The sequence below is a fragment of the Bradyrhizobium sp. ISRA436 genome, from assembly GCF_029910015.1.
Taxonomy (GTDB): Bacteria; Pseudomonadota; Alphaproteobacteria; order Rhizobiales; family Xanthobacteraceae; genus Bradyrhizobium.
The window spans coordinates 461,012-480,957 of sequence record NZ_CP094519.1; the positions used below are offsets into that span (position 1 = coordinate 461,012).

Annotated in this window: 17 protein-coding genes; 9 read left to right on the forward strand and 8 right to left on the reverse strand. The window is 65.1% G+C overall.

The window, feature by feature from the left end:
• Positions 1-38 precede the first annotated feature (38 nt).
• Positions 39-605: a DsrE family protein gene (locus MTX23_RS02245; RefSeq protein WP_280975025.1), complete on the forward strand. Its 567-nt coding sequence runs from the start codon at positions 39-41 to the stop codon at positions 603-605.
• A 143-nt stretch (positions 606-748) separates the two neighbouring features.
• Here the strand turns inward: MTX23_RS02245 and MTX23_RS02250 are convergent, their stop codons facing one another.
• Positions 749-2,068, reverse strand: a complete 1,320-nt coding sequence (locus MTX23_RS02250) for an Hsp70 family protein (protein WP_280975026.1) — start codon at positions 2,066-2,068, stop codon at positions 749-751.
• A 250-nt stretch (positions 2,069-2,318) separates the two neighbouring features.
• Between MTX23_RS02250 and MTX23_RS02255 the strand changes: the two genes are divergently transcribed.
• A complete protein-coding gene (locus MTX23_RS02255; RefSeq protein WP_280975027.1) occupies positions 2,319-3,068 on the forward strand; it encodes a class I SAM-dependent methyltransferase in 750 nt (249 codons plus the stop codon).
• Between the two features lie 35 nt (positions 3,069-3,103).
• Here the strand turns inward: MTX23_RS02255 and MTX23_RS02260 are convergent, their stop codons facing one another.
• Positions 3,104-4,060, reverse strand: a complete 957-nt coding sequence (locus tag MTX23_RS02260; RefSeq protein ID WP_280975028.1) for a LysR family transcriptional regulator — start codon at positions 4,058-4,060, stop codon at positions 3,104-3,106.
• Positions 4,061-4,162: 102 nt separating this feature from the next.
• Here MTX23_RS02260 and MTX23_RS02265 point away from each other — a divergent pair, with 102 nt between their 5' ends.
• Both MTX23_RS02265 and MTX23_RS02270 read left to right on the forward strand, forming a co-directional pair.
• On the forward strand, positions 4,163-5,344 hold the full coding sequence (locus MTX23_RS02265; protein WP_280975029.1) for an MFS transporter: 1,182 nt from the start codon (positions 4,163-4,165) through the stop codon (positions 5,342-5,344).
• Positions 5,345-5,367: 23 nt separating this feature from the next.
• Positions 5,368-6,402 carry an aldo/keto reductase gene (locus tag MTX23_RS02270; protein ID WP_280975030.1) on the forward strand — a complete coding sequence of 345 codons (1,035 nt, stop codon included), beginning with the start codon at positions 5,368-5,370 and terminating at the stop codon, positions 6,400-6,402.
• Positions 6,403-6,404: 2 nt separating this feature from the next.
• Here MTX23_RS02270 and MTX23_RS02275 read toward each other — a convergent pair whose 3' ends face one another.
• A complete protein-coding gene (locus tag MTX23_RS02275) occupies positions 6,405-7,538 on the reverse strand; it encodes a threonine synthase (RefSeq protein WP_280975031.1) in 1,134 nt (377 codons plus the stop codon).
• Between the two features lie 43 nt (positions 7,539-7,581).
• Positions 7,582-9,627, reverse strand: a complete 2,046-nt coding sequence (locus MTX23_RS02280; RefSeq protein WP_280975032.1) for an acetoacetate--CoA ligase — start codon at positions 9,625-9,627, stop codon at positions 7,582-7,584.
• Between the two features lie 172 nt (positions 9,628-9,799).
• Between MTX23_RS02280 and MTX23_RS02285 the strand changes: the two genes are divergently transcribed.
• Both MTX23_RS02285 and MTX23_RS02290 read left to right on the forward strand, forming a co-directional pair.
• Positions 9,800-10,807, forward strand: a complete 1,008-nt coding sequence (locus MTX23_RS02285) for a glycoside hydrolase family 3 N-terminal domain-containing protein (protein ID WP_280975033.1) — start codon at positions 9,800-9,802, stop codon at positions 10,805-10,807.
• 95 nt (positions 10,808-10,902) lie between these two features.
• A complete protein-coding gene (locus tag MTX23_RS02290; protein ID WP_280975034.1) occupies positions 10,903-11,085 on the forward strand; it encodes a hypothetical protein in 183 nt (60 codons plus the stop codon).
• 93 nt (positions 11,086-11,178) lie between these two features.
• Here the strand turns inward: MTX23_RS02290 and MTX23_RS02295 are convergent, their stop codons facing one another.
• Positions 11,179-11,571 carry a hypothetical protein gene (locus tag MTX23_RS02295; RefSeq protein WP_280978339.1) on the reverse strand — a complete coding sequence of 131 codons (393 nt, stop codon included), beginning with the start codon at positions 11,569-11,571 and terminating at the stop codon, positions 11,179-11,181.
• 531 nt (positions 11,572-12,102) lie between these two features.
• Between MTX23_RS02295 and MTX23_RS02300 the strand changes: the two genes are divergently transcribed.
• The gene (locus MTX23_RS02300) at positions 12,103-12,651 is read left to right on the forward strand and encodes a LuxR family transcriptional regulator (protein WP_280975035.1); all 549 of its coding nucleotides are present in this window, start codon (positions 12,103-12,105) and stop codon (positions 12,649-12,651) included.
• 110 nt (positions 12,652-12,761) lie between these two features.
• On the opposite strand, the gene MTX23_RS02305 is transcribed toward MTX23_RS02300, so the two are convergent.
• The 3 genes from MTX23_RS02305 to MTX23_RS02315 all read right to left on the reverse strand — a co-directional run bounded on the left by MTX23_RS02305 (position 12,762) and on the right by MTX23_RS02315 (position 14,694).
• Entirely contained in the window at positions 12,762-13,010 is a 249-nt protein-coding gene (locus MTX23_RS02305) for a hypothetical protein (protein ID WP_280975036.1), read from the reverse strand.
• 91 nt (positions 13,011-13,101) lie between these two features.
• A complete protein-coding gene (locus MTX23_RS02310; RefSeq protein WP_280975037.1) occupies positions 13,102-13,824 on the reverse strand; it encodes a Crp/Fnr family transcriptional regulator in 723 nt (240 codons plus the stop codon).
• A gap of 159 nt (positions 13,825-13,983) precedes the next feature.
• On the reverse strand, positions 13,984-14,694 hold the full coding sequence (locus tag MTX23_RS02315) for a Crp/Fnr family transcriptional regulator (protein ID WP_280975038.1): 711 nt from the start codon (positions 14,692-14,694) through the stop codon (positions 13,984-13,986).
• A 557-nt stretch (positions 14,695-15,251) separates the two neighbouring features.
• On the opposite strand from MTX23_RS02315, the gene MTX23_RS02320 reads away from it, so the two are divergent.
• On the forward strand, positions 15,252-16,850 hold the full coding sequence (locus MTX23_RS02320) for a flagellin (RefSeq protein ID WP_280975039.1): 1,599 nt from the start codon (positions 15,252-15,254) through the stop codon (positions 16,848-16,850).
• A gap of 377 nt (positions 16,851-17,227) precedes the next feature.
• On the forward strand, positions 17,228-19,933 hold the full coding sequence (locus tag MTX23_RS02325) for a hybrid sensor histidine kinase/response regulator (RefSeq protein ID WP_280973648.1): 2,706 nt from the start codon (positions 17,228-17,230) through the stop codon (positions 19,931-19,933).
• The last annotated feature ends 13 nt before the right edge of the window (positions 19,934-19,946 follow it).

Sequence of the window (19,946 nt, forward strand, 5' to 3'; positions counted from 1 at the left end):
GGAGGCGGACCATGACCAGATTTTTGTATATTGCGAGGATGGCGACGATCGGCGCTATCACTCTTATGATTACCACGTGGCCGTCTGCTGCGCAGGAAGCCATGCGACCGTTGGCGCTGACGCCGACACTCCATCTCGCCGCGTCGCAGGCGAACGCCAGAACTGCGACGTCGCACGCCGCCGCACAGATGCACAAGCAGAGAGCTGCGCGCGTCGCGCCGCCCGCTGCGGGGAAAAAGCTGCATCGCCTGGTGCTGCAAGTGAATACCAATGATCCCGCCGCGATGAATCTCGCGCTCAACAACGCAACGAACGTCACGCAATATTACAAGAATCTCGGCGAGAAGGTGGAAATCGAGGTGGTCACGTTCGGGCCCGGCCTGCACATGCTGCGCAACGACACGTCGCCGGTAAAGGCCCGCATCGAGGAGATGGCTTTGAGCACGCCGGAAGTTTCGTTCAAAGCCTGCGGCAATACCCAGGAGAACATGCACAAGGCCGAGAACAGGGACATTCCGATCATTCCGCAGGCGCAAGTGGTCAAGTCGGGTGTCGTGCATGTCATGGAGCTTGAGGAGCAGGGCTGGACCTACGTCAAGCCGTGAGCCGGCGCGGGGCCGGTGCAATCTGGGCCGCAACCGTCATGCGGTGACGCGCATTTCAAGCCGAGGCGTCTCCCGTATCCACCGCCACACTCGCGGCGTTCCGATCCGCCACTATGGCGCGATCCTTCCTATAGCGGTCGTTGTCACGCCGCGGCAGCCACCGTCCAGCGGTCGGGGTCCGGCGTGTCACCGATCAGAGCGAGGCCGTAGGCGATCGATTCGAACTGGTCGGCCGATGTCAGCCGCGCTGCGCCAAAGCGCTCGGCGAACAGGCGCTGCACCGCCGGCACGAATGACGTGCCGCCGGTCAGGAACACCTTCTCCACGTCGCGCGCGGTGATGCCGGCCTTGGCGAGCGCTTCGTCGACCGTGGCTCCCAGCCGTTCGATGTCGTCGGCGATCCAGGCCTCGAAATCGTCGCGCGTGACGGTCGCGGCAATATCGATGCCTTCGCGCGCAAAGCGGAACTCGACGCTGTCGCGGCTCGACAGCGCGACCTTGGTGTCGGAGACGGCGCGATAGAGCGCAAAACCGAGATCGTGGTCGACGATGGTGATGAAGTCCTGCAGCGGGGCGGGGTCGAGCGCGGTGCGCGCGAGCTGCTGCAACTCCCGCAAATCGCCATTGCCCTTCATCATCGCGAGCTGATGCCAGCGGGCCAGGCTCGAATAATAGTGATTGGGAATCGGTAGCACCTTGTCGAACGAGCGGTAGTTGGTGCCCTTGCCGAGTCGAGGCGAGACGATGTGGTCGACGATGCGGTAGTCGAAGGTGTCGCCGGCGATCCCGACGCCAGCGTGTCCCAGCGGTTCGGCGCGTAGCACGCCGCCCGAGCGCGAGAAGCGCATGACCGAGAAGTCGCTGGTGCCGCCACCGAAATCGGCGACCAGCACGGTGGCGTCGTGATCGAGGCTGCGCGCGAAGGAGAACGCGGCACCGACCGGCTCGTAGACATAGCGCGCATGGCCGGCGCCGAGCCGCTCGAACGCAGCCCTGTAGCGCTGCATCGCGAGCTCGTCATTGGGATTGCCGCCGGCAAACCGCACCGGCCGCCCGACCATGATGGTCGGCGCGCCGAGATCGAAACCGTCGCCGGCATGGCGTGCCAGCGTGCGCAGGAACGCCGCCAAAAGATCCTCGAACTTGTAGCGCTGCCGGAAGATCTGCGTGGTGTTGAACGCCGAGCTTGCCGCAAACGTCTTGAACGACTGGATGAAGCGATGAATGGTGCGCCCTTCCAGGAGCTGCTCGATCGCCCACGGGCCGCCCTCGGCGCGCGGATGCAGGCCGCTGCCCGGCCGCTCCTCCCAGAAGCACAGCGCCGACACAAAGACATTGTGTGTCCGGCCGCCATGGTCGAACCTGATCGCCTCGACGCGGCCATCGCCGTCGGACAGCGCGACCACGGTGTTGCTGGTGCCGAAATCGACGCCGATCGAGACGGCGGGCGGGGCGCTCGACATGTCATGCTCTGATGGTGGGGGTGAAAGGGGGCGGACGTTTAGCGGCTTTGTCCGCGCTTGCCAACCCATCCGGCGGACGTGTGTGCCAGCCGCCAGGAACATGGCGCCGCTCCAAGAACGGGCTGCGACGCAAAGGTGACGTATATCAGCGAAACTTGAATCGACACGCTCTTCCAGTCCTGCGCGTCCGCTGCTCTATACCGTCCGGCAGGGCTTCACGGCACACAGGAGGCTTGCAGGGAGACGCGGAATGACACTGAACCCCACGGCTGAAAATTATCGTGTCGCGGTCAACGCTTACGAGGCGGGCCGGCCCGGCTATCCGGCTGATATTGTCGCCGCGCTGCCGCTTTGGGCCGCGCGCTGCGTCGTCGATCTCGGTGCCGGCACCGGCAAGTTCACCCGCCTCCTGCTTCCGCATTTGTCTTCGACCGCTCGCCTGATCGCCGTGGAGCCCGTGCCGGAGATGTCGGCCAGGTTGGCGAAGGAAGCGACGGTCGAGGTCATCAACACGCGCGCCGATGCGATCGGTCTGGAAACGGGCAGTGTCGACCTCGTCACCTGCGCCCAGGCCTTCCATTGGTTCGACAATGAGCCGTCGGTCGCCGAGATCGTGCGGCTGCTGCGTCCGGGCGGAACGCTGGCGCTGGTCTGGAACAACAGGGATGACCGCATGCCGTGGGTCGACGCGTTGTCCCGCATAATTGAACACTACGCGGGAGACACGCCCCGGCAACGGACGGGACGCTGGCGATGGATCTTGATGGATCCGCGCTTCATGCTCGAGAAGGAAATTGTGCAGGAGCATCCGCATCGGATGCCGCGGCAGGATGTCTTTCAGCGCGTCGCATCGACGAGCTATGTCGCCAATCTTCCGGACGCGGAGAAGGCGGCACTTCGCGACAAGACCGACGCCATCCTACGCGAGGCCGGTCTCGGCGACGCTGATGAGGTGGTGTTTCCCTACGTCACGCACCTCTATTTGTTGAAGCGGGCCTAGACCGGCTCACGATCAGGCGATCGTGCGGCGAATGCTCACCGACCGGGCGCGATCTTCCACTTTCCGTCTGCGCCACGCCGCAGTGCCGGGTCGCCAATGCGGATATGCTTGGCGAGGAAATCGATGAAGGCCCGCACCCGCGCCGGCAACGGGCCGGCGTGACCGACATAGACCGCATGGATGTCCTCGCGGTCGCCGGGATTGAGGGTCTGCAGCACCGGCACCAGGCGCCCGGCCTCGATGTCGGGGCCGATGTGGAACAGCGCGAGCCGCGCAAACCCGATGCCGCCGAGCGCAAGCTGGCGCGCGGTCTCGCCATCGCTGGCGCGTGCGACCGGCGGCGGCAGTGCCTCCTCGATCCGCTCACCCCGGCGGAATGGCCAGCCACGGATGCTGCGTGGAAAGGTCCAGCCGATGCCGCGATGGCCGGTGAGGTCGGCCGGCGTCTTCGGCGTGCCGAAGCGGGCAAGATAGGAGGGGGCGGCGACAACAGCCATGCGGCTGGTGCCGAGCTTGCGCGCGATCAGCCGCGAGGCGCCGAGCGGTCCGACGCGGATCGCGACGTCGGCACGCTCCTGCATCAGGTCGACCAGCGTGTCGGTCAGCACGATGTCGAGCGTGATGTCGGGATGATCGCTCATGAAGCGCGGCAGCAGCGGCATCACATGCAGCATGCCGAACGGGATGTTGCTGTTGACGGTGAGGTGCCCGCGCGGCACGCAGGAGGCGGCTTCGCGTTCGGCCTCATCGATGTCGGCGAGGATACGCTGGGCGCGCTGGTAGAAGGCCTGGCCTTCCTCGGTGAGCTGAAGCTTGCGCGTGGTGCGGTTGACGAGCCTTGTGCCGAGCCGCGTCTCGAGCCGGGAGACCAGCTTGCTGACGCCGGAGGGCGTCAGGCGCAGGTTGTTCGCCGCGGCGGTGAAGCCGCCGAGATCGACGACGCGGACGAAGACCTCCATTTCGCCGGAGCGGTTGGTGTCGAGGCGGGCCATATTGAATTCAAGTCACAAATGATTGGATCGCGGCCATTCTAATCCTTTTGGAACCGGACCGCTATGTCGCATTGCCGAATCCCATTCGATCCGGAGCGACTCATGCCTGCCGCTGTTCTTGCCCTGACCGCCGGTGCCTTCGGCATCGGCACCACCGAATTCCTCATAATGGGCCTGTTGCTGCAGGTCGCCGCCGACATGCAGGTCTCGGTCTCTGCGGCGGGCCTCCTGATTTCCGGGTACGCGCTCGGCGTGTTCGTCGGTGCGCCGATCCTCACGCTCGCGACGCGGCGGATGCCGCGCAAGGCGGTGCTGCTGGCACTGATGGCGGTCTTCACGCTCGGAAACGCGGCCTGCGCGCTGGCGCCTAATTATGCGCTCTTGATGGCGGCGCGAATCCTCACCTCGCTGGCGCACGGCACCTTCTTCGGCGTCGGCTCAGTGGTGGCGACGAGCCTCGTCGCCGAGGACAAGCGCGCGTCCGCGATCGCCACGATGTTCATCGGCTTGACGGTCGCTACCTTGCTGGGCGTGCCGTTTGGCGCCTGGTTCGGCCTGATGCTCGGATGGCGCGCCGCGTTCTGGGCGGTGGCGGCGATCGGCGTCATCGCCTTCGTCGTGCTCGCCGTGCTGGTCCCCGGCCATGTCGGAGCTAAGGACAAGCCAGCGCGGCTGCGCGAGGAACTCACCGTACTTGGTCGCCCGCAGGTCCTGCTTGGGCTGGCCATGACGGTGTTCGGTTTCGGTGGCCTGTTCGCGGTGTTCACCTATGTGCAGCCGATCCTGACGCGACTCACCGGATTCTCGGACGCTGCCGTCTCGCCGATCCTCCTGGTGTTCGGCGCCGGTCTTGCGATCGGCAATGTCGCAGGCGGGCGGCTCGCCGACAAGGGACTTGCACGTGCGCTGATCGTGACGCTCGGTGGCCTCGCCGTCGTTCTCGTGGCGCTCGCCGCTGTCGTCTCGATCAAGGCATTGGCCGTGGCGCTGCTGTTCGTGCTCGGCATCGCCGCGTTTGCGACCGTCGCACCGCTGCAGCTTCGCGTGCTCGAAGCCGCCGGCGCGGAGGGGCGGACCCTGGCGTCGAGCCTCAATATCGCGGCCTTCAATCTCGGCAATGCGCTCGGCGCCTGGGCCGGCGGAGTGACCATCGATCGCGGCCTCGGCCTCGGCGCCCTGCCGCTGGTGGCCGCCGTCATCACCTTGGTCGGACTGCTGCTGGCCCTGTGGAGCCTGCGCCTCGATAGCCCGGCCGCTCTGGCGGCGCAGTGTCCGGCGGAATGAACAGGATCAAAGGGAATCCAATCATGGAATATCGCAATCTTGGCGCCTCCGGTCTGAAAGTGCCGGTGCTCAGCTTCGGTACCGGCACGTTCGGCGGCGAGGGGCCGCTGTTCTCGGCATGGGGGCGGAGCGGCGTTGACGAGGCACGCCGATTGATCGACATCTGCCTCGACGCGGGCGTCAACCTGTTCGACACCGCCGATGTCTATTCCAACGGCGCGTCGGAGGAAATTCTCGGCGCCGCCATCAAGGGCCGCCGCGACAAGGTGCTGATCTCCACCAAAACCGGCCTGCCTATGGGCGACGGTCCGTCTGATGCCGGCACGTCGCGGCATCGGCTCGTCGCAGCGGTCGACGCGGCCCTCCGGCGACTGGGCACCGACTATATCGACTTGCTGCAGCTCCATGCGTTCGATGCCTTCACGCCGATCGACGAGGTGCTGTCGACGCTCGATGCGCTCGTGCGTGCCGGCAAGCTGCGTTATGTCGGCGCCTCGAATTTTTCCGGCTGGCAGTTGATGAAATCGCTGGCCATCGCCGAGCGGCACGGCTGGCCGCGTTACGTGACGCATCAAGTCTACTACTCGCTGGTCGGCCGCGACTATGAATCCGAGCTGATGCCGCTCGCGCTTGACCAGCATGTTGGCGCGCTGGTCTGGAGTCCGCTCGGGTGGGGCCGGCTCACCGGCAAGATCAGGCGTGGCCATCCGCTGCCGAAGCAAAGTCGCCTGCACGAGACTGCGCAGTTCGGACCGCCCGTCGACGACAAGCAGCTCTACGCGATCGTCGATGCGCTGGACGCGGCGGCGGCTGAGACCGGACGCAGCGTGCCGCAGATCGCCATCGCCTGGCTGCTCACACGTCCCAGCGTGTCCTCGGTGATCATCGGCGCGCGCGACGAAGCGCAGCTCCGCGACAATCTCGGTGCGGTCGGGTGGTCGCTGACACCGGATCAGGTCGCGCGTCTCGACAAAGCGAGCGCAGTGATGCCGAGCTATCCGTACTATCCTTATCGCATCCAGGAGGGCTTTGCGCGGCTGAATCCGCCGCCGGTGTAAGCCTAGCTCGCTTCCAGAATCTCGGTGATCAATCCGGCGGCCTTGATTCCGGTCCCGGTGATGATGACGACAGTACGCTCGGCCGGACGGATCGCGCCGCGCTCCTTGAGCACGTCGAGCGCGGCGGCAGCAGAGGCCGAGGTCGGCTCGACGAACAGGCCGGTGCGCGCCAGCCGCTTCAACGCGTCGATGATCCTTTTCTCGGGGATAGCGACCGTGCCGCCACCCGTCTCCCGGAGCGCCGCGATGATCTGCTTCAGGCGCAGCGGATGCTTGATGGCGGTGCCCTCGGCAATGGTCTTGCGCACCTCGCGATTGACAGGCGTGTCAAGGCCGACGGCAAAGCTGGCATCGACCGGCGAGCAGTTGAGCGGTTGCGCGGCAAACAGGCGCGGCAGGTGCGTGATCTGTCCGGCCGCGAGCAGCTCCTTAAATCCGATGTAGCAGCCGAGCATGCTGCTGCCTGCGCCGACCGGCATGATAACGTTGTCGGGCACCGAGTAGTTCAAGTCCTCCCAGATCTCGTAGGCCAGCGACTTCGTGCCCTGGAGGAAGAACGGCTGCCAGTTATGGCTGGAATAGAAGGTCTGCTTCGACTGCCGGATCGCTTCCGCCTCGGATTCCTCGCGCGGGCCTTCCACCAGCTGGACCTCGGCGCCGAAGGCGTGCATCTGCGCCACCTTCATCGGCGACGTCGTGGCGGGCGCGAGAATCTTGACCCGCATCCCGCCGGCAGCGCCATACGCTGAGACGGACGCACCGCCATTGCCGGAACTGTCCTCCAGCACCGCATCGACGCCGAGCTGACGCAGGAAGGATAGCATCACCGTGGTGCCGCGATCCTTGAAGCTCGCAGTCGGATTGAACCATTCGAGCTTGAAGTGAGGGCGCAGCTCGCTCCACTCCTTTTCGACGACAGGCGTGCAGCCTTCGCCCATCGTGATCGGTTGCTTGATATCGACGGGCAGCGAGGCCCGGTAACGCCACAGCGACCGCGTGCCGCGATCGATGTCGTCGCGGGAGATGCCGGGCAGCGGCGTCACCAGCAGCGGCTTGCCCTCGTCCGAGCACCAGCGCGGCACATCCAGCGAATAGAGTTTTCCGTTGAGCGGGTCGATATAGCTGGGTGACGGCATGTCGTTGAGTCCTGAATGCGGCCGAGTCGATCGAACGGCAGCCTCACGCCGCGCCGGTCTGCTTGCTCAGATAATTCCTCGCAAAGTCGAGATACCAGTCCAGGCAGCCCGGATTGGCCATCGCGTCCTTGTTGATGACCTTCTCCACGGGGTGGCCGAGCAGCAGCTTCTTGATCGGCAGCTCCTGCTTCTTGCCCGACAGTGTGCGCGGAATTTCAGGCACCGCGAAAATGTCGTTGGGCAGGAAGCGGCGCGACAGTCCGGCTTCGACCGCCTTGTTGATCCTGGCCTTCATCGCGGCATCCAGCGCAATGCCCTCCCGCAGCACCACGAACAGCGGCATGTAGCTGTCGCGGCCGAGATATTCGAGGTCGACGACCATGGAATCCAGCACCTCGGGCAGCGCTTCGATCGCGGAATAGAGCTCGCTGGTGCCCATCCGCAGGCCGTGGCGGTTGATGGTGGCGTCGCTGCGGCCGTAGATCACGCAGGAGCCGTCAAGATTGATCTTGAGCCAGTCGCCGTGGCGCCACACCGGCCCGCGGCCGCTCCCGTCGAAATTATCCGGATAGGTCTCGAAATAGCTGGCGCGATAGCGCGCATCGCCCGGATCGTTCCAGAACCGCAGCGGCATCGACGGCAGCGGCTCGGTGCAGACAAGCTCGCCGACTTCGTCGATCACGGCGCGGCCCTGCTCGTCGAAGGCTTCCACCGCGCAGCCGAGCAGGCGGCACTGCATCGTGCCCGGCGTCTGCGGCAGTTCACGGTTGCCGCCGATGAAAGCGCCGGCGAAATCGGTGCCGCCGGAGATGTTCGCCCACCACATGTCGGCCTGCGCGGCGTTGCCGTTGATCTTCGCGAGCGTGGCGAAGCGGTCGTTGAACCAGGCTTGCGTGTCGGCACTGAGTGGCGATCCGGTCGAGCCCAAGGTACGCAACTGCGAGAGGTCGCCGACTTCCGCGAGATCGATCTCCGCCTTGGTGCAGTTGGCGAAGAATGCCGCGCCCGCGCCGAAGAACGTCGCCTTGGCGTTTGCGACGAAGCGCCACAGCGTGGTCCAGTCCGGCTTGTCCTTGGGGCCGCCCGGGCTGCCGTCGAAGATGCAGCAGGTGGTGCCGTTGAGCAGGCCGTTGGTCTGGCAGTTCCACATGATCCAGCCGGTCGAGCTGTACCAATGGAAGCGTTCGCCGAACGAGTTCTGTTGGTAGCTGCAGCCGATGTCGTTGTGCAGCGTCGAGAGCGGCAGCGCCACCACGATCACGCCGCCATGGCTGTGCAGGATCGGCTTCGGCAATCCGGTCGTGCCCGAGGAATAGACGATCCAGAGCGGATGGTCGAACGGCAGCCATTCCGGCTCGAACGCGTCGATCTCGGCGCTCTCCCTTGCGAGGATGGACGACAGCTGCGTGTCGGAGGCGGCCGTCTCGCTATGCAGGAGGACATGCTGCACCGTCGGCAGCGCGCGCCGCAATTCGTCGATGACGCCCTGCCGGTCATGGCGCCGGCCGGCATAGGTCACGGCATCGCAGGCGATCAGCACCTTCGGCTCGATCTGCTTGAAGCGGTCGATCACCGCTGGCGCCGCCATGTCGGGCGCGCAGACGCTCCAGATCGCACCCAGGCTCGCGGTCGCGAGAAACGCGATGATGGTCTCCGGGATGTTCGGCAGGTAGGCCGCGACGCGATCGCCGCTTTGCACGCCCCTGGCCTTCAGATGCAAGGCCAGCGCGGCCGCCTTGCGCCGGAGCTCCGGCCAGCTCGTCTCCATAAGCTTGCCGTCTTCGCCGCTCGAGACGAGGGCCGGCAGGCCTGCGGCATGTGCCGGCTCGACATGGCGAAACACCTGGCGCGCATAGTTCACTGAGGCACCGGGAAACCACATCGCGCCCGGCATCTTGCGGCTCGCGAGCACGGCCGCGTGCGGCGTCGGCGATTGGATGTCGAAATAGTCCCAGATGCTTTGCCAGAAGCCGTCGATGTCGGTGACCGACCAGCGCCGCATCTCCTCGAAATTCGCAAACTCAAGGCCGCGCGTCTGCTTCAGCCATTGGCGGTAAAGGGCCATTTGCGGGACGTAAGGTGCTGTCATGGGCGATTCCGGGTTTTCTTGTCTTGCTGGCGTATCTTGGCGTTCGCGTGCGGCATCTCTAGCATAGGCGTGCAAGCGCGGGGAACGCAGTTCCGGCGGCAGGCGTGCCAGCATATTCTTACCGCTATTTCCACATGCTATGCCGCACCCGATTCACGCGCAGGGCCAGCACATGCAGATGTCCGTTGGCGAACTCTTTATCCTCGGCTTTTATGGCAAGGTCATCCCTGCGTGGCTGAAGGATTTTGCCATGCGCTTCGGGCTCGGCGGGGTGATCCTGTTCGACTACTCCTGCCAGACCCGGCAATACGACAACAACATCGCTTCGCCCGCGCAACTGCAGGCGCTGTGCGCCGAGATCGCGTCGCTGCCCTCACGCCCGCTGGTCTTCATCGATCAGGAGGGCGGGCTGGTGCGCCGACTCAAGGATAGCCTCGGCTTTCAGCCGCTACCGAGCGCGAAGGATTTCAATCTGCTCGCCACCGAGGAGAAGCGCAAAATCCTGGCCGCAAGCTATGGCGAATTGCGCCGGCTCGGCGTCAGCTACAATTTCGCGCCGGTGATCGATGTCGACTACAACCCTGACAATCCGAATATCGGCCGGATCAAGCGCTCCTACTCGGCCGACATCGCCGAGGTCGAGGCCAATGCGCGTCTTGTCGACGCTGCGGCGCGGCAGGCCCGGGTCGGCCTCTGCCTGAAGCATTTTCCGGGGATCGGCGGCGCAAAGGTCGATTCGCATCTGGAGTTCATGGACATTTCCGATGCGCTGCGGCCAGAGCAGGAGGAGTTGTTCTATGCGCTGGCGCCGCAGACCCATGGCGATGCCGTGCTGGTCAGCCACGCGATCGTCCGGCCGTGGGACGCCCGCAATCCAATGACGTTGTCATCCGTCGGGATCGACCGGCTGCGTCGGCGCCTGCCCGAGACGCTGCTGATCACCGACGACATGCAGATGCAAGGATTACAGAAGGCGCTTGGCACGCACGCCGCCAGCCTGCAGGCGATCGGCGCCGGCATGGACATGGTCTGCATCGGCAACAATCTGTTCAACCAGGAGCAGGAGATGGCCGCCATCGCCGAGGCGATCGTGGCGCGGATCGCTGAGGGCACGCTCGATCAGCCCAGCATCGGGCAGTCCATTGAGCGGGTGCGAAAGCGCAAGGCGCTGCTCGCCTGATTGGACCTGTGAAAATCAGCGTGGGCTACGGCAAGGAGCGGAACCAATTTTCTTTACCGCGATTTAACGTACACGCGTATTGGGGCTCAACAACCATGAAGATGCTCAAGCGTCTCTTCGGATTGACTTGGCTACGCCGCGTCGCGCGCAAATCGGCCGATCTCCCACCTGCGTCCATCGATCCTGACGAATTCACGCGCCTGCTTTGCAGCGGGCGCACCAAGGATTTGAGGATTCTGGCCAGGAAGCTCAGCCAGCGCTCGCGGGCGCACGCGTAGCGAGCGGGCCGCATCCGGTTGGCAGCCGGCTCTGATCGATCAGTGCCGGGAGACTTGGCGTGCGTCCCTCTGCAGTCGGGCGGAGAAATCGCCTCACTTCGCCTTTTCGTGGTTGGCCATCCCGACCGCCTTGTAATCGTAGGTCGGATAGAACTCGGTGTGATAGGCACCCCAGGCGTTGTTCTCGATGACGCGGTTGACCTCGCGCAGCCGTGAGGCCGGCATCCGCAGCGTCACCACTTGGCCAATTCCCATCATCACGTACCAGCTCACGACCTCGATGCCTTCCGGTGGAAACGCCTTGTAGAAGCCCTGTCGCTCGAGCTGGGCGTTCAATTCGCTCAACGGCCGCGACTGGTCATGCTTGAAGAAGATGGTGACCATGACCGCGTTGTCGGGCGTCGGCGTCGCATTGCCGGTCGGCGGGGTCTGGGCCTGCACATCGGCCCCCAATAGCAGTGCGGCGGTCAGCGCGACCATCGCCATCCAGGATCCGTTCCGTCCTCGCATCGTCGCTGCCTCCTTGCTGGGCTCTTGCGGGCTATCCGAGGTGGCGGATCATCGCGGCGGCCCCGTGAAGCTGTAAATTGACAATCGCCTGACCCGGTTCCTCCGGTCTGCCACGGCCCTCTCGCGCGCTGCATCGTACGGAGACCCCACCCCGAATGCGGAGCGACGCGATCCGCATCACGGCACGAATCGCGGCCGGATCGAACGTCGGATGCGGCGATCGGGTCTTTCGGAAAGGTAAAAGCGGGTCCGTGAAATTACCGCGGTTGAGGCAGGCGTCGTCCCGTAAAAATATTGTAATTCGACTCAAATATGCGAGATTCGTTGCCAATCGGCGGTGATCTGCCCCTGCTTGGCCTGCCGGAACCGTAGATCACAGTTGCATCGTCCGTATTTCTACGGGGTTCCGCGTTAACGCAGACACAAGTTCACCTTCGGTAAACCATACTTATGACGCAACACGACAATCGAGCCGAGGCCCGCCTCCCGACATGGATCGATGAGGCCATGCCGCTCGAGACCCCGCCGCTTGAGACCCAGAAGGTCGTCCCGCGAGCGCAGGTCACGGAGGAGGCTGGGGCCGCGATCGTCCGCCAGTTCAATGGACCCGTGACCGCGCTGCTGCTCTATATGAATGAGCTCAAGCAGCACAGCCATCAGTTCGCGCAGACACCCGGCAACGGCATTTACTTGCGGCAGGTCATCGAGAACGCACTCGAGCAGACCGAACGCGTGTCGGCGATGCTGAAGCAGATCTCCGATCTCTATCCGAATGCCGTGCCGGCCGCCGACCTCAAGCCGCTCCGGGGCGACAAGCCGATACGATCCTGTTCGCCCGAGGTGATGTTCGCGCCGGAGGCCGGCCGTAAGCCCTTGACGAAGCGCGAGCGCGAAGTGCTCAGCCTGATCAGCGACGGCTATTCCAACAAGCAGGGCGCGCTGCGCATGAACATCAGTCCGCGGACGTTCGAGAGCCACCGCGCCGAAGCCATGCGCAAGCTCGGTGCGCGCAACACCGCCGACCTCGTCCGCAAGGCTCTGCTGTACACCGCCTGAGCGCCTTCGCCGCCACAGGTGGCGGCGAGAAACGGCTCGCATGCTCCGGGCTGCGCGTGCACACCGGCTGTCTTGCCGGAGACCGCCGCGGCGTGGCGGCGACTGGTGTCTCAGAGATAATCCTCTGCCGGAATGTGCATACGCGGCGTCGGCCGCGTCTTCGGTGCCGCGGCCGTCCGCTCTTCCGGAATGATCGTGATCACCCACATCGTCCCGACGTCGCCCTTGCCTTCGAGGATCGACCGCACGCGGCCGGTGATCGTCGCGCCGCCGGAGTGAACGGTGGCGGATCTGCCGCTGAACTGCGCAATACGGAGACGCCTGGCGTCCTTGTGGTCGGTCGTTTGATACGTGAACATCGGCTCCCCCGCGCGTCCACACAACTGTGTGGATTCAATGTTATCCGACGGTGAAAATCGTGAGCCGTAGAAGTACGGCGTCGCGAGACGCTCACTTGTTGAAAGTCTCGTGACCATGGAGCAGCTGCGCGTACCGGGTCTTGACCGTGGCGTAGCACTCGCACGTGGTCTTGATCAGCCCGTCGAGATTGATGATCTCGATGTGACCGCGGCTATAGTGGATGAAGTTCGCCTGCTGCAGGGTGTGGGCCACCAGCGACACGCTGTTGCGTCGGGCGCCGATCATCTGCGCTATCGATTCCTGCGTCAGCACGAACTTGTTGCTGCAGGCGAGATCGCGCGTTTGCAGCAGGCATCGCGCCAGCCGCGATTCCACGGTGTGGGCGGCGTTGCAGCCGGCAGTCTGCTGGATCTGCGCGTAGACGGCGAGCCCGTGCCGCGTCAGCGTTGCGCGAAATGTCGGGCTCAGCCCGGCCGCCTTCCGCAAGGCCTCGACCTCGATCGTCGAGGCGACGCCAGGCACCAGCACCACCGCGCTGTTCAGCGTGGGAGCCTCGCCGAGCCCGGCGAACGCACCGAAGATGCTGTCGCGGCCGACCATCGCGACCTGCACGTGCTCGCCTCGGGCGAGCTTGACCACCAGCGAGATCACGCCCTTGTGCGGCAGATATGCGCGCTTGAGCATCTCGTCGGCTTCGATCAGCACCGTATCCGCAACCAGGTCGACGGTTTGCAGGTGCCGCCGGATCAATTCGAAATCGTTCGCCGACAGTGACGACAGGAAACCGTTAGGTGATCGCGAAGCCGTATCCAAAGCAACCTCCAGCCTGCCGGCAAAGCTTGTCTCTGGCACCGACGCGCGCAGTCGTACGCGCCCGCAACCTATCTTGGCACGACTTGAGTTTAATAAAAATAGGTCTATTGCCGCATACTGTTGACCGCTGCGTCTGGGCTCGTTGGTTCGCTCGCGCGATCAATCCTCGGACCCAACCCATTGCGCGGCATACGCCTTGACCGTCGCGTAGCACTCGCAAGCAGCCTTCTGCAAACCGTTGACATCGGTGATTTCGATATGTCCGCGGCTATAGCGGAGGACGCCGGCCTGCTGAAATCCATGCGCGACGATCGAGACGGCATTGCGCCGGACACCGATCATCTGCGCCAGCATCTCCTGGGTCAGCGGCAACGCCTCGCTGCCGCACAGGTCGCGTGCGCGCAGCAGCCATCGCGACAGTCGCGCCTCGACCGGATGCGACACGTTGCACGCCACGGACTGCTGCGCCTGTGCCATCAACGCCTGCTCATGGAGAGCGACCAGGGTTCGAAACGCGACTCCGCGCTCGGCCGCCTCGCGGAAATCCTCCGCCCGCAGCATCGAAGCCGTCCCCGGGACCGCGACGATCGCGTCCGTGAGCAGCGGGCGGCTGTGAATCGCGGCGACCGCTCCGGCGACGCCGTCGCGGCCGATCGTCGCGATCTCGACCGACTGTCCGTCGGACAAATTGATCATCAGCGAAATGATGCCGCCGTGCGGGAGATAGACCCGCTGCACCGGCGCTCCGGCGTTGGCTAGCACAGCGTCCTTGGTCAGTTCGACGGTTTCGAGAAGCGGGTGGAGTTGCGCGAACTCTGCCGCAGGCAGCGCTTGCAACAAACGATTGGGCGGACGCGTTACCGCAGACATTGGATCTCCTGCCGAGGGCGGGAGCACTACGGTCTCACATCACCTACTCTTGGCGTTTGGAACGGCAGCGAACATAGCCGGCCTGCGCAATTGCACAAGAGTTGCGGTATTCACTTTATACACCCTATGGGGCAAACAGTCGCGATTGGTCCCCGATTCACGCACAGAATGCGTAGCCACGGCCGGCGAAGGGTTTCGCCATTTTCGTGGCATTGTTGATTTTCCATTAACGCCGAGCATTGGCGGATATCGCTGAGTCTCGCGACGCGAGACCGATCACACGCCTGGTCTGGTCGGTCCTATGGCGCGCGACGGCCCGCACGCAGCGCGCAATGTCCGATGGACCTGCGCATGCTCGGGCGCCGCTTGAACGCCCATATGTGGCAGCGGCACAGGTTCCCAGACCGACCTCGCGCGCGCTCTTCTGGGTACTAGTTGGGTATTAGTACGGAGAAGCTCTTTAACGAACGGGTAGCGCGGACGGCCCAGTGTAACACGGTCGCCGTGTGAAACTTGCGGCGTCGCGTCAATTGTGTTCATCCAGAAGGGTATCCAGTATGTCCGGCATCGTCCTTTCGGCTTCGGTCCGCCAGAATCTGCTTTCGCTGCAGTCGACCGCCGATCTGCTCGCCACCACGCAGAACCGCCTTGCCACCGGCAAGAAGGTCAACACCGCGCTCGACAATCCGACCAACTTCTTCACCGCGCAGTCGCTCGACAACCGCGCCAGCGACATCAACAACCTGCTCGACGGCATCAGCAACGGCGTGCAGGTGCTGCAGGCCGCCAACACCGGCATCACCTCGCTGCAGAAGCTGGTCGACAGCGCCAAGTCGGTCGCCAACCAGGCGCTGCAGGCCGCCGTCGGCTACTCCCAGAAGTCTTCGGTGTCGACCGCCGCGATCACCGGCGCGACGGCTGACAACCTGCTCGGCACGCCGACCTACAGCAACGCCCAGCTTACCGGCTCCGTCGTCAACAACAACCTGACGACGCCCGCGGCGATCACGTCGGCCACCAAGCTCGTCAGCGCGGCCAACTCCGACACCTTGGCGGCGACGCCGACCGGCGTCCTCACCGTCAACGGCAAGACGATCACATTCTCGACGGCGCAGACCACCTCGACCACCGACGCGTCCGGCAACGTCACCCTCGGCACCGGCGCGGGCAGCACGCTGACGGTCGGCGACCTGCTCACCGCGATCGACGGCATCACGGGGGCGACCACCGCCTCCTCCGTGTCGGGCGGCAAGCTCCAGATCAGCACCGGCACCGCCCAGGATCTCGTGATCTCCGGCACCGGCACCTCGCTGACCGCCTTCGGGCTCACCGCCGGCACCACCGCGCGCACCGCGACCACCCCGCTGGGTGGCCTGACCCTGACGATCGGCGCGACCGGCAACGGCACCGCCACCAACATCACCTTCGGCACCGGCGCGGGCCAGGTGAAGTCCCTCAACGACCTGAACACCGCGCTTGCGGCCAACAACCTGCAGGCCTCGCTCAGCTCGGCCGGTGCGCTCACCATCAGCACCACCAACGATGCCGCGTCGGCGACCATCGGCACGATCGGCGGCACGGCAGCCGGCGCCGGCAAGCTGTTCAACGGCCTGGCGGGCAGCGCTCCGGTGCAGGATCCGACCGCGCTGGCGAACCGCGCCAACCTGGTCGACCAGTACAACAACATCCTGGACCAGATCACCACGACGGCCCAGGACGCGTCGTACAACGGCATCAACCTGCTCAACGGCGATCAGCTCAAGCTGACCTTCAACGAGACCGGCTCCTCGACGCTGAAGATCCAGGGCGTGACCTTCAATGCCACAGGTCTCAACCTCACCAAGCTGACAGCCGGAACCGACTTCCTGGACAACGCGTCGGCCAACGCCACGCTGAAGACGCTCAACACCGCGAGCGGCCAGCTGCGCACCCAGGCGTCGACCCTCGGCTCGAACCTGTCGATCGTGCAGATCCGTCAGGACTTCTCGAAGAACCTGATCAACGTGCTGCAGACCGGCTCGTCCAACCTGACACTGGCCGACACCAATGAGGAAGCGGCGAACAGCCAGGCGCTGTCGACCCGCCAGTCGATCGCGGTGTCCGCGCTGGCGCTGGCCAACCAGAGCCAGCAGAGCGTTCTGCAGCTGCTCCGCTAAGCGCGGCCGCGACAGGCATCGATATGAAGGCGGCGGAGAAGACTCCGCCGCCTTTGTCTTGCGCGCCGTCCACCTGGAGCGCGGTGCGCGATCGCGCCGACGTGCGCGTATCGCGTCACGGCATGCTGCGGCCAAGCTTAACAGCCGCTTGTTGCAATTTGATTCAATTCGCGGCGCTCGCCGGACGTTGTTCTACCTGCGCGAGTAGTAAGTGTCTGTTCTTTCGAGCGCGGCCGAGGCCGCAGAATGCATCTCCCAACTCCTTGAAATGCCTCATGGTCCGTATTTGCACGGACAGCAAAATTAACGTCGCCGTGAAGTTGGCGAGGTTATCGATAGGCGGCGACCATTCCGTAGCACTTTGAGGGCCGATTCCGATGGACGATCTGTTGCGCGAGTTCCTGACGGAGAGCAGCGAGAGCCTGGACACGGTCGACAACCAGCTGGTGCAGTTCGAGCAGGATCCGAACAACGCCAAGATCCTGGATAACATCTTCCGCCTGGTGCACACGATCAAGGGGACCTGCGGCTTCCTCGGGCTGCCGCGGCTGGAAGCGCTGGCGCATGCCGGCGAGACCCTGATGGGCAAGTTCCGCGACGGCATGCCGGTGACCGCCGAGGCGGTGACGCTGATCCTGTCCTCGATCGACCGCATCAAGGAGATCCTGGCCGGGCTCGAGGCCACCGAGGCCGAGCCCGCCGGCACCGACCGCGACCTGATCGAGCAGCTGGAAGCCATGGTCGCGCGCGGCATGGCGGCGATGGCCGATGCGGCGGCGGTGCCGGTGGTCGAGGCGCCGCCGATGCAGCCGGCGGTGACCGCGGGCACGCTGGTGGCGCAGACGCTGGAGCGGCCGCTGCGTCCGGGCGAGGTCTCGCTCGACGAGCTCGAGCGCGCCTTCCGCGAGACCGCAACCGAGGTGCCGGCGCCCGTCGCCAGGCCCGCCGCTACAGCGCCTGCCGTTGCAGCCGCCGAGGCGGCGAAGAAGCCGGCGCGCAGGACCGCGGCCGCCGACGCCGAGGTCGAGGGCGGCGACAAGATCGCCCACCAGTCGATCCGGGTCAATGTCGACACCCTCGAGCACCTGATGACCATGGTCTCCGAGCTGGTGTTGACCCGCAACCAGCTCTTGGAGATCTCGCGCCGCAACGAGGACACCGAGTTCAAGGTGCCGCTGCAGCGGCTCTCCAACGTCACCGCCGAGCTGCAGGAGGGCGTCATGAAGACGCGGATGCAGCCGATCGGCAACGCCTGGCAGAAGCTGCCGCGCATCGTCCGCGACCTCTCCGGCGAACTCGGCAAGCAGATCGAACTGGAGATGCACGGCGCCGACACCGAGCTCGACCGCCAGGTGCTCGACCTGATCAAGGACCCGTTGACGCACATGGTGCGCAACTCCGCCGACCATGGTCTGGAGACCCCGGCCGAGCGGCTCGCGGCCGGCAAGGGTGAGCAGGGCACGATTCGGCTGAGTGCCTATCACGAGGGCGGCCACATCATCATCTGCATCGCCGACAATGGGCGCGGCCTCAACACCGAGCGGATCAAGGCGAAAGCGCTCTCGAACGGCCTCGTCACCGAGGCCGAGCTGGAGAAGATGACGGAAGCGCAGATCCACAAGTTCATCTTCGCGCCGGGCTTCTCCACCGCCGCCCAGGTCACCTCGGTGTCCGGCCGCGGCGTCGGCATGGACGTGGTGCGCACCAATATCGACCAGATCGGCGGCACCATCGACATCAAGAGCGTGGCCGGCGAGGGCGCCTCCGTCACCATCAAGATCCCGCTGACCCTGGCGATCGTCTCCGCCTTGATCGTGGAGGCCGGCGGCGACCGCTTCGCGATCCCGCAGCTCTCGGTGGTCGAGCTGGTGCGGGCCCGCGCCAACTCCGAGCACCGCATCGAGCGCATCAAGGACACCGCGGTCTTGCGGCTGCGCAACAAGCTGTTGCCGCTGATCCATCTGAAGAAGCTGCTCAACATCGACGACGGCGCGACCACCGAGGCCGAGCACGGCTTCATCGTGGTGACCCAGGTCGGCAGCCAGACCTTCGGCATCGTGGTCGACGGCGTGTTCCACACCGAGGAGATCGTGGTCAAGCCGATGTCGACCAAGCTGCGCCACATCGACATGTTCTCCGGCAACACCATCCTGGGCGATGGCGCGGTGATCATGATCATCGACCCCAACGGCATTGCCAAGGCGCTCGGTGCCTCCGGCTCGGCGGCCCATGCCGTGGCCGACGACAGTGCCGCTTCGCATGCCTTAAGCGGCGAGCAGCTGACCTCGCTCTTGGTGTTCCGCGCCGGCACCAGCCAGCCCAAGGCGGTGCCGCTCGGCCTCGTCACCCGGCTCGAGGAGATCGCCACCGACAAGATCGAGCTCAGTAACGGCCGCCACATGGTGCAGTACCGCGAGCAGCTGATGCCGCTGGTGCAGATGGAAGGCGTCCAGGTGCAGACGCAAGGCGCGCAGCCGATCCTGGTGTTCGCCGACGACGGCCGCTCGATGGGGCTCGTGGTCGACGAGATCATCGACATCGTCGAGGAGCGGCTCAACATCGAGGTCGCGGGCGCGCAGGACGGCATTTTGGGCTCGGCGGTGATCAAGGGCCAGGCCACCGAGGTGATCGACGTCGGCCACTTCCTGCCGATGGCGTTTGCCGACTGGTTCTCGCGCAAGGAGATGCGGCCGTCGGCCAGCGCGCAGTCGGTGCTGCTGGTCGACGACTCCGCGTTCTTCCGCAACATGCTGGCGCCGGTCCTGAAGGCCGCCGGCTACAAGGTGCGGACCGCGGGAGGCGCGCAGGAGGGGCTCGCCGCGCTGCGTTCGGGGCAGGCCTTCGACGTCGTGCTGACCGACATCGAGATGCCCGAGATGAACGGCTTCGAGTTCGCGGAAGTGATCCGCTCTGACCACAATCTGACCGGGCTGCCGATCATCGCGCTGTCGGCGATGGTGTCGCCGGCGGCGATCGAGCGCGGCCGGCAGGCCGGCTTCCACGATTACGTCGCCAAGTTCGACCGTCCCGGGCTGATCGCGGCGCTGAAGGAGCAGACCGCCGAGATCCGGAAAGCGGCCTGACGGGACCCAGGGA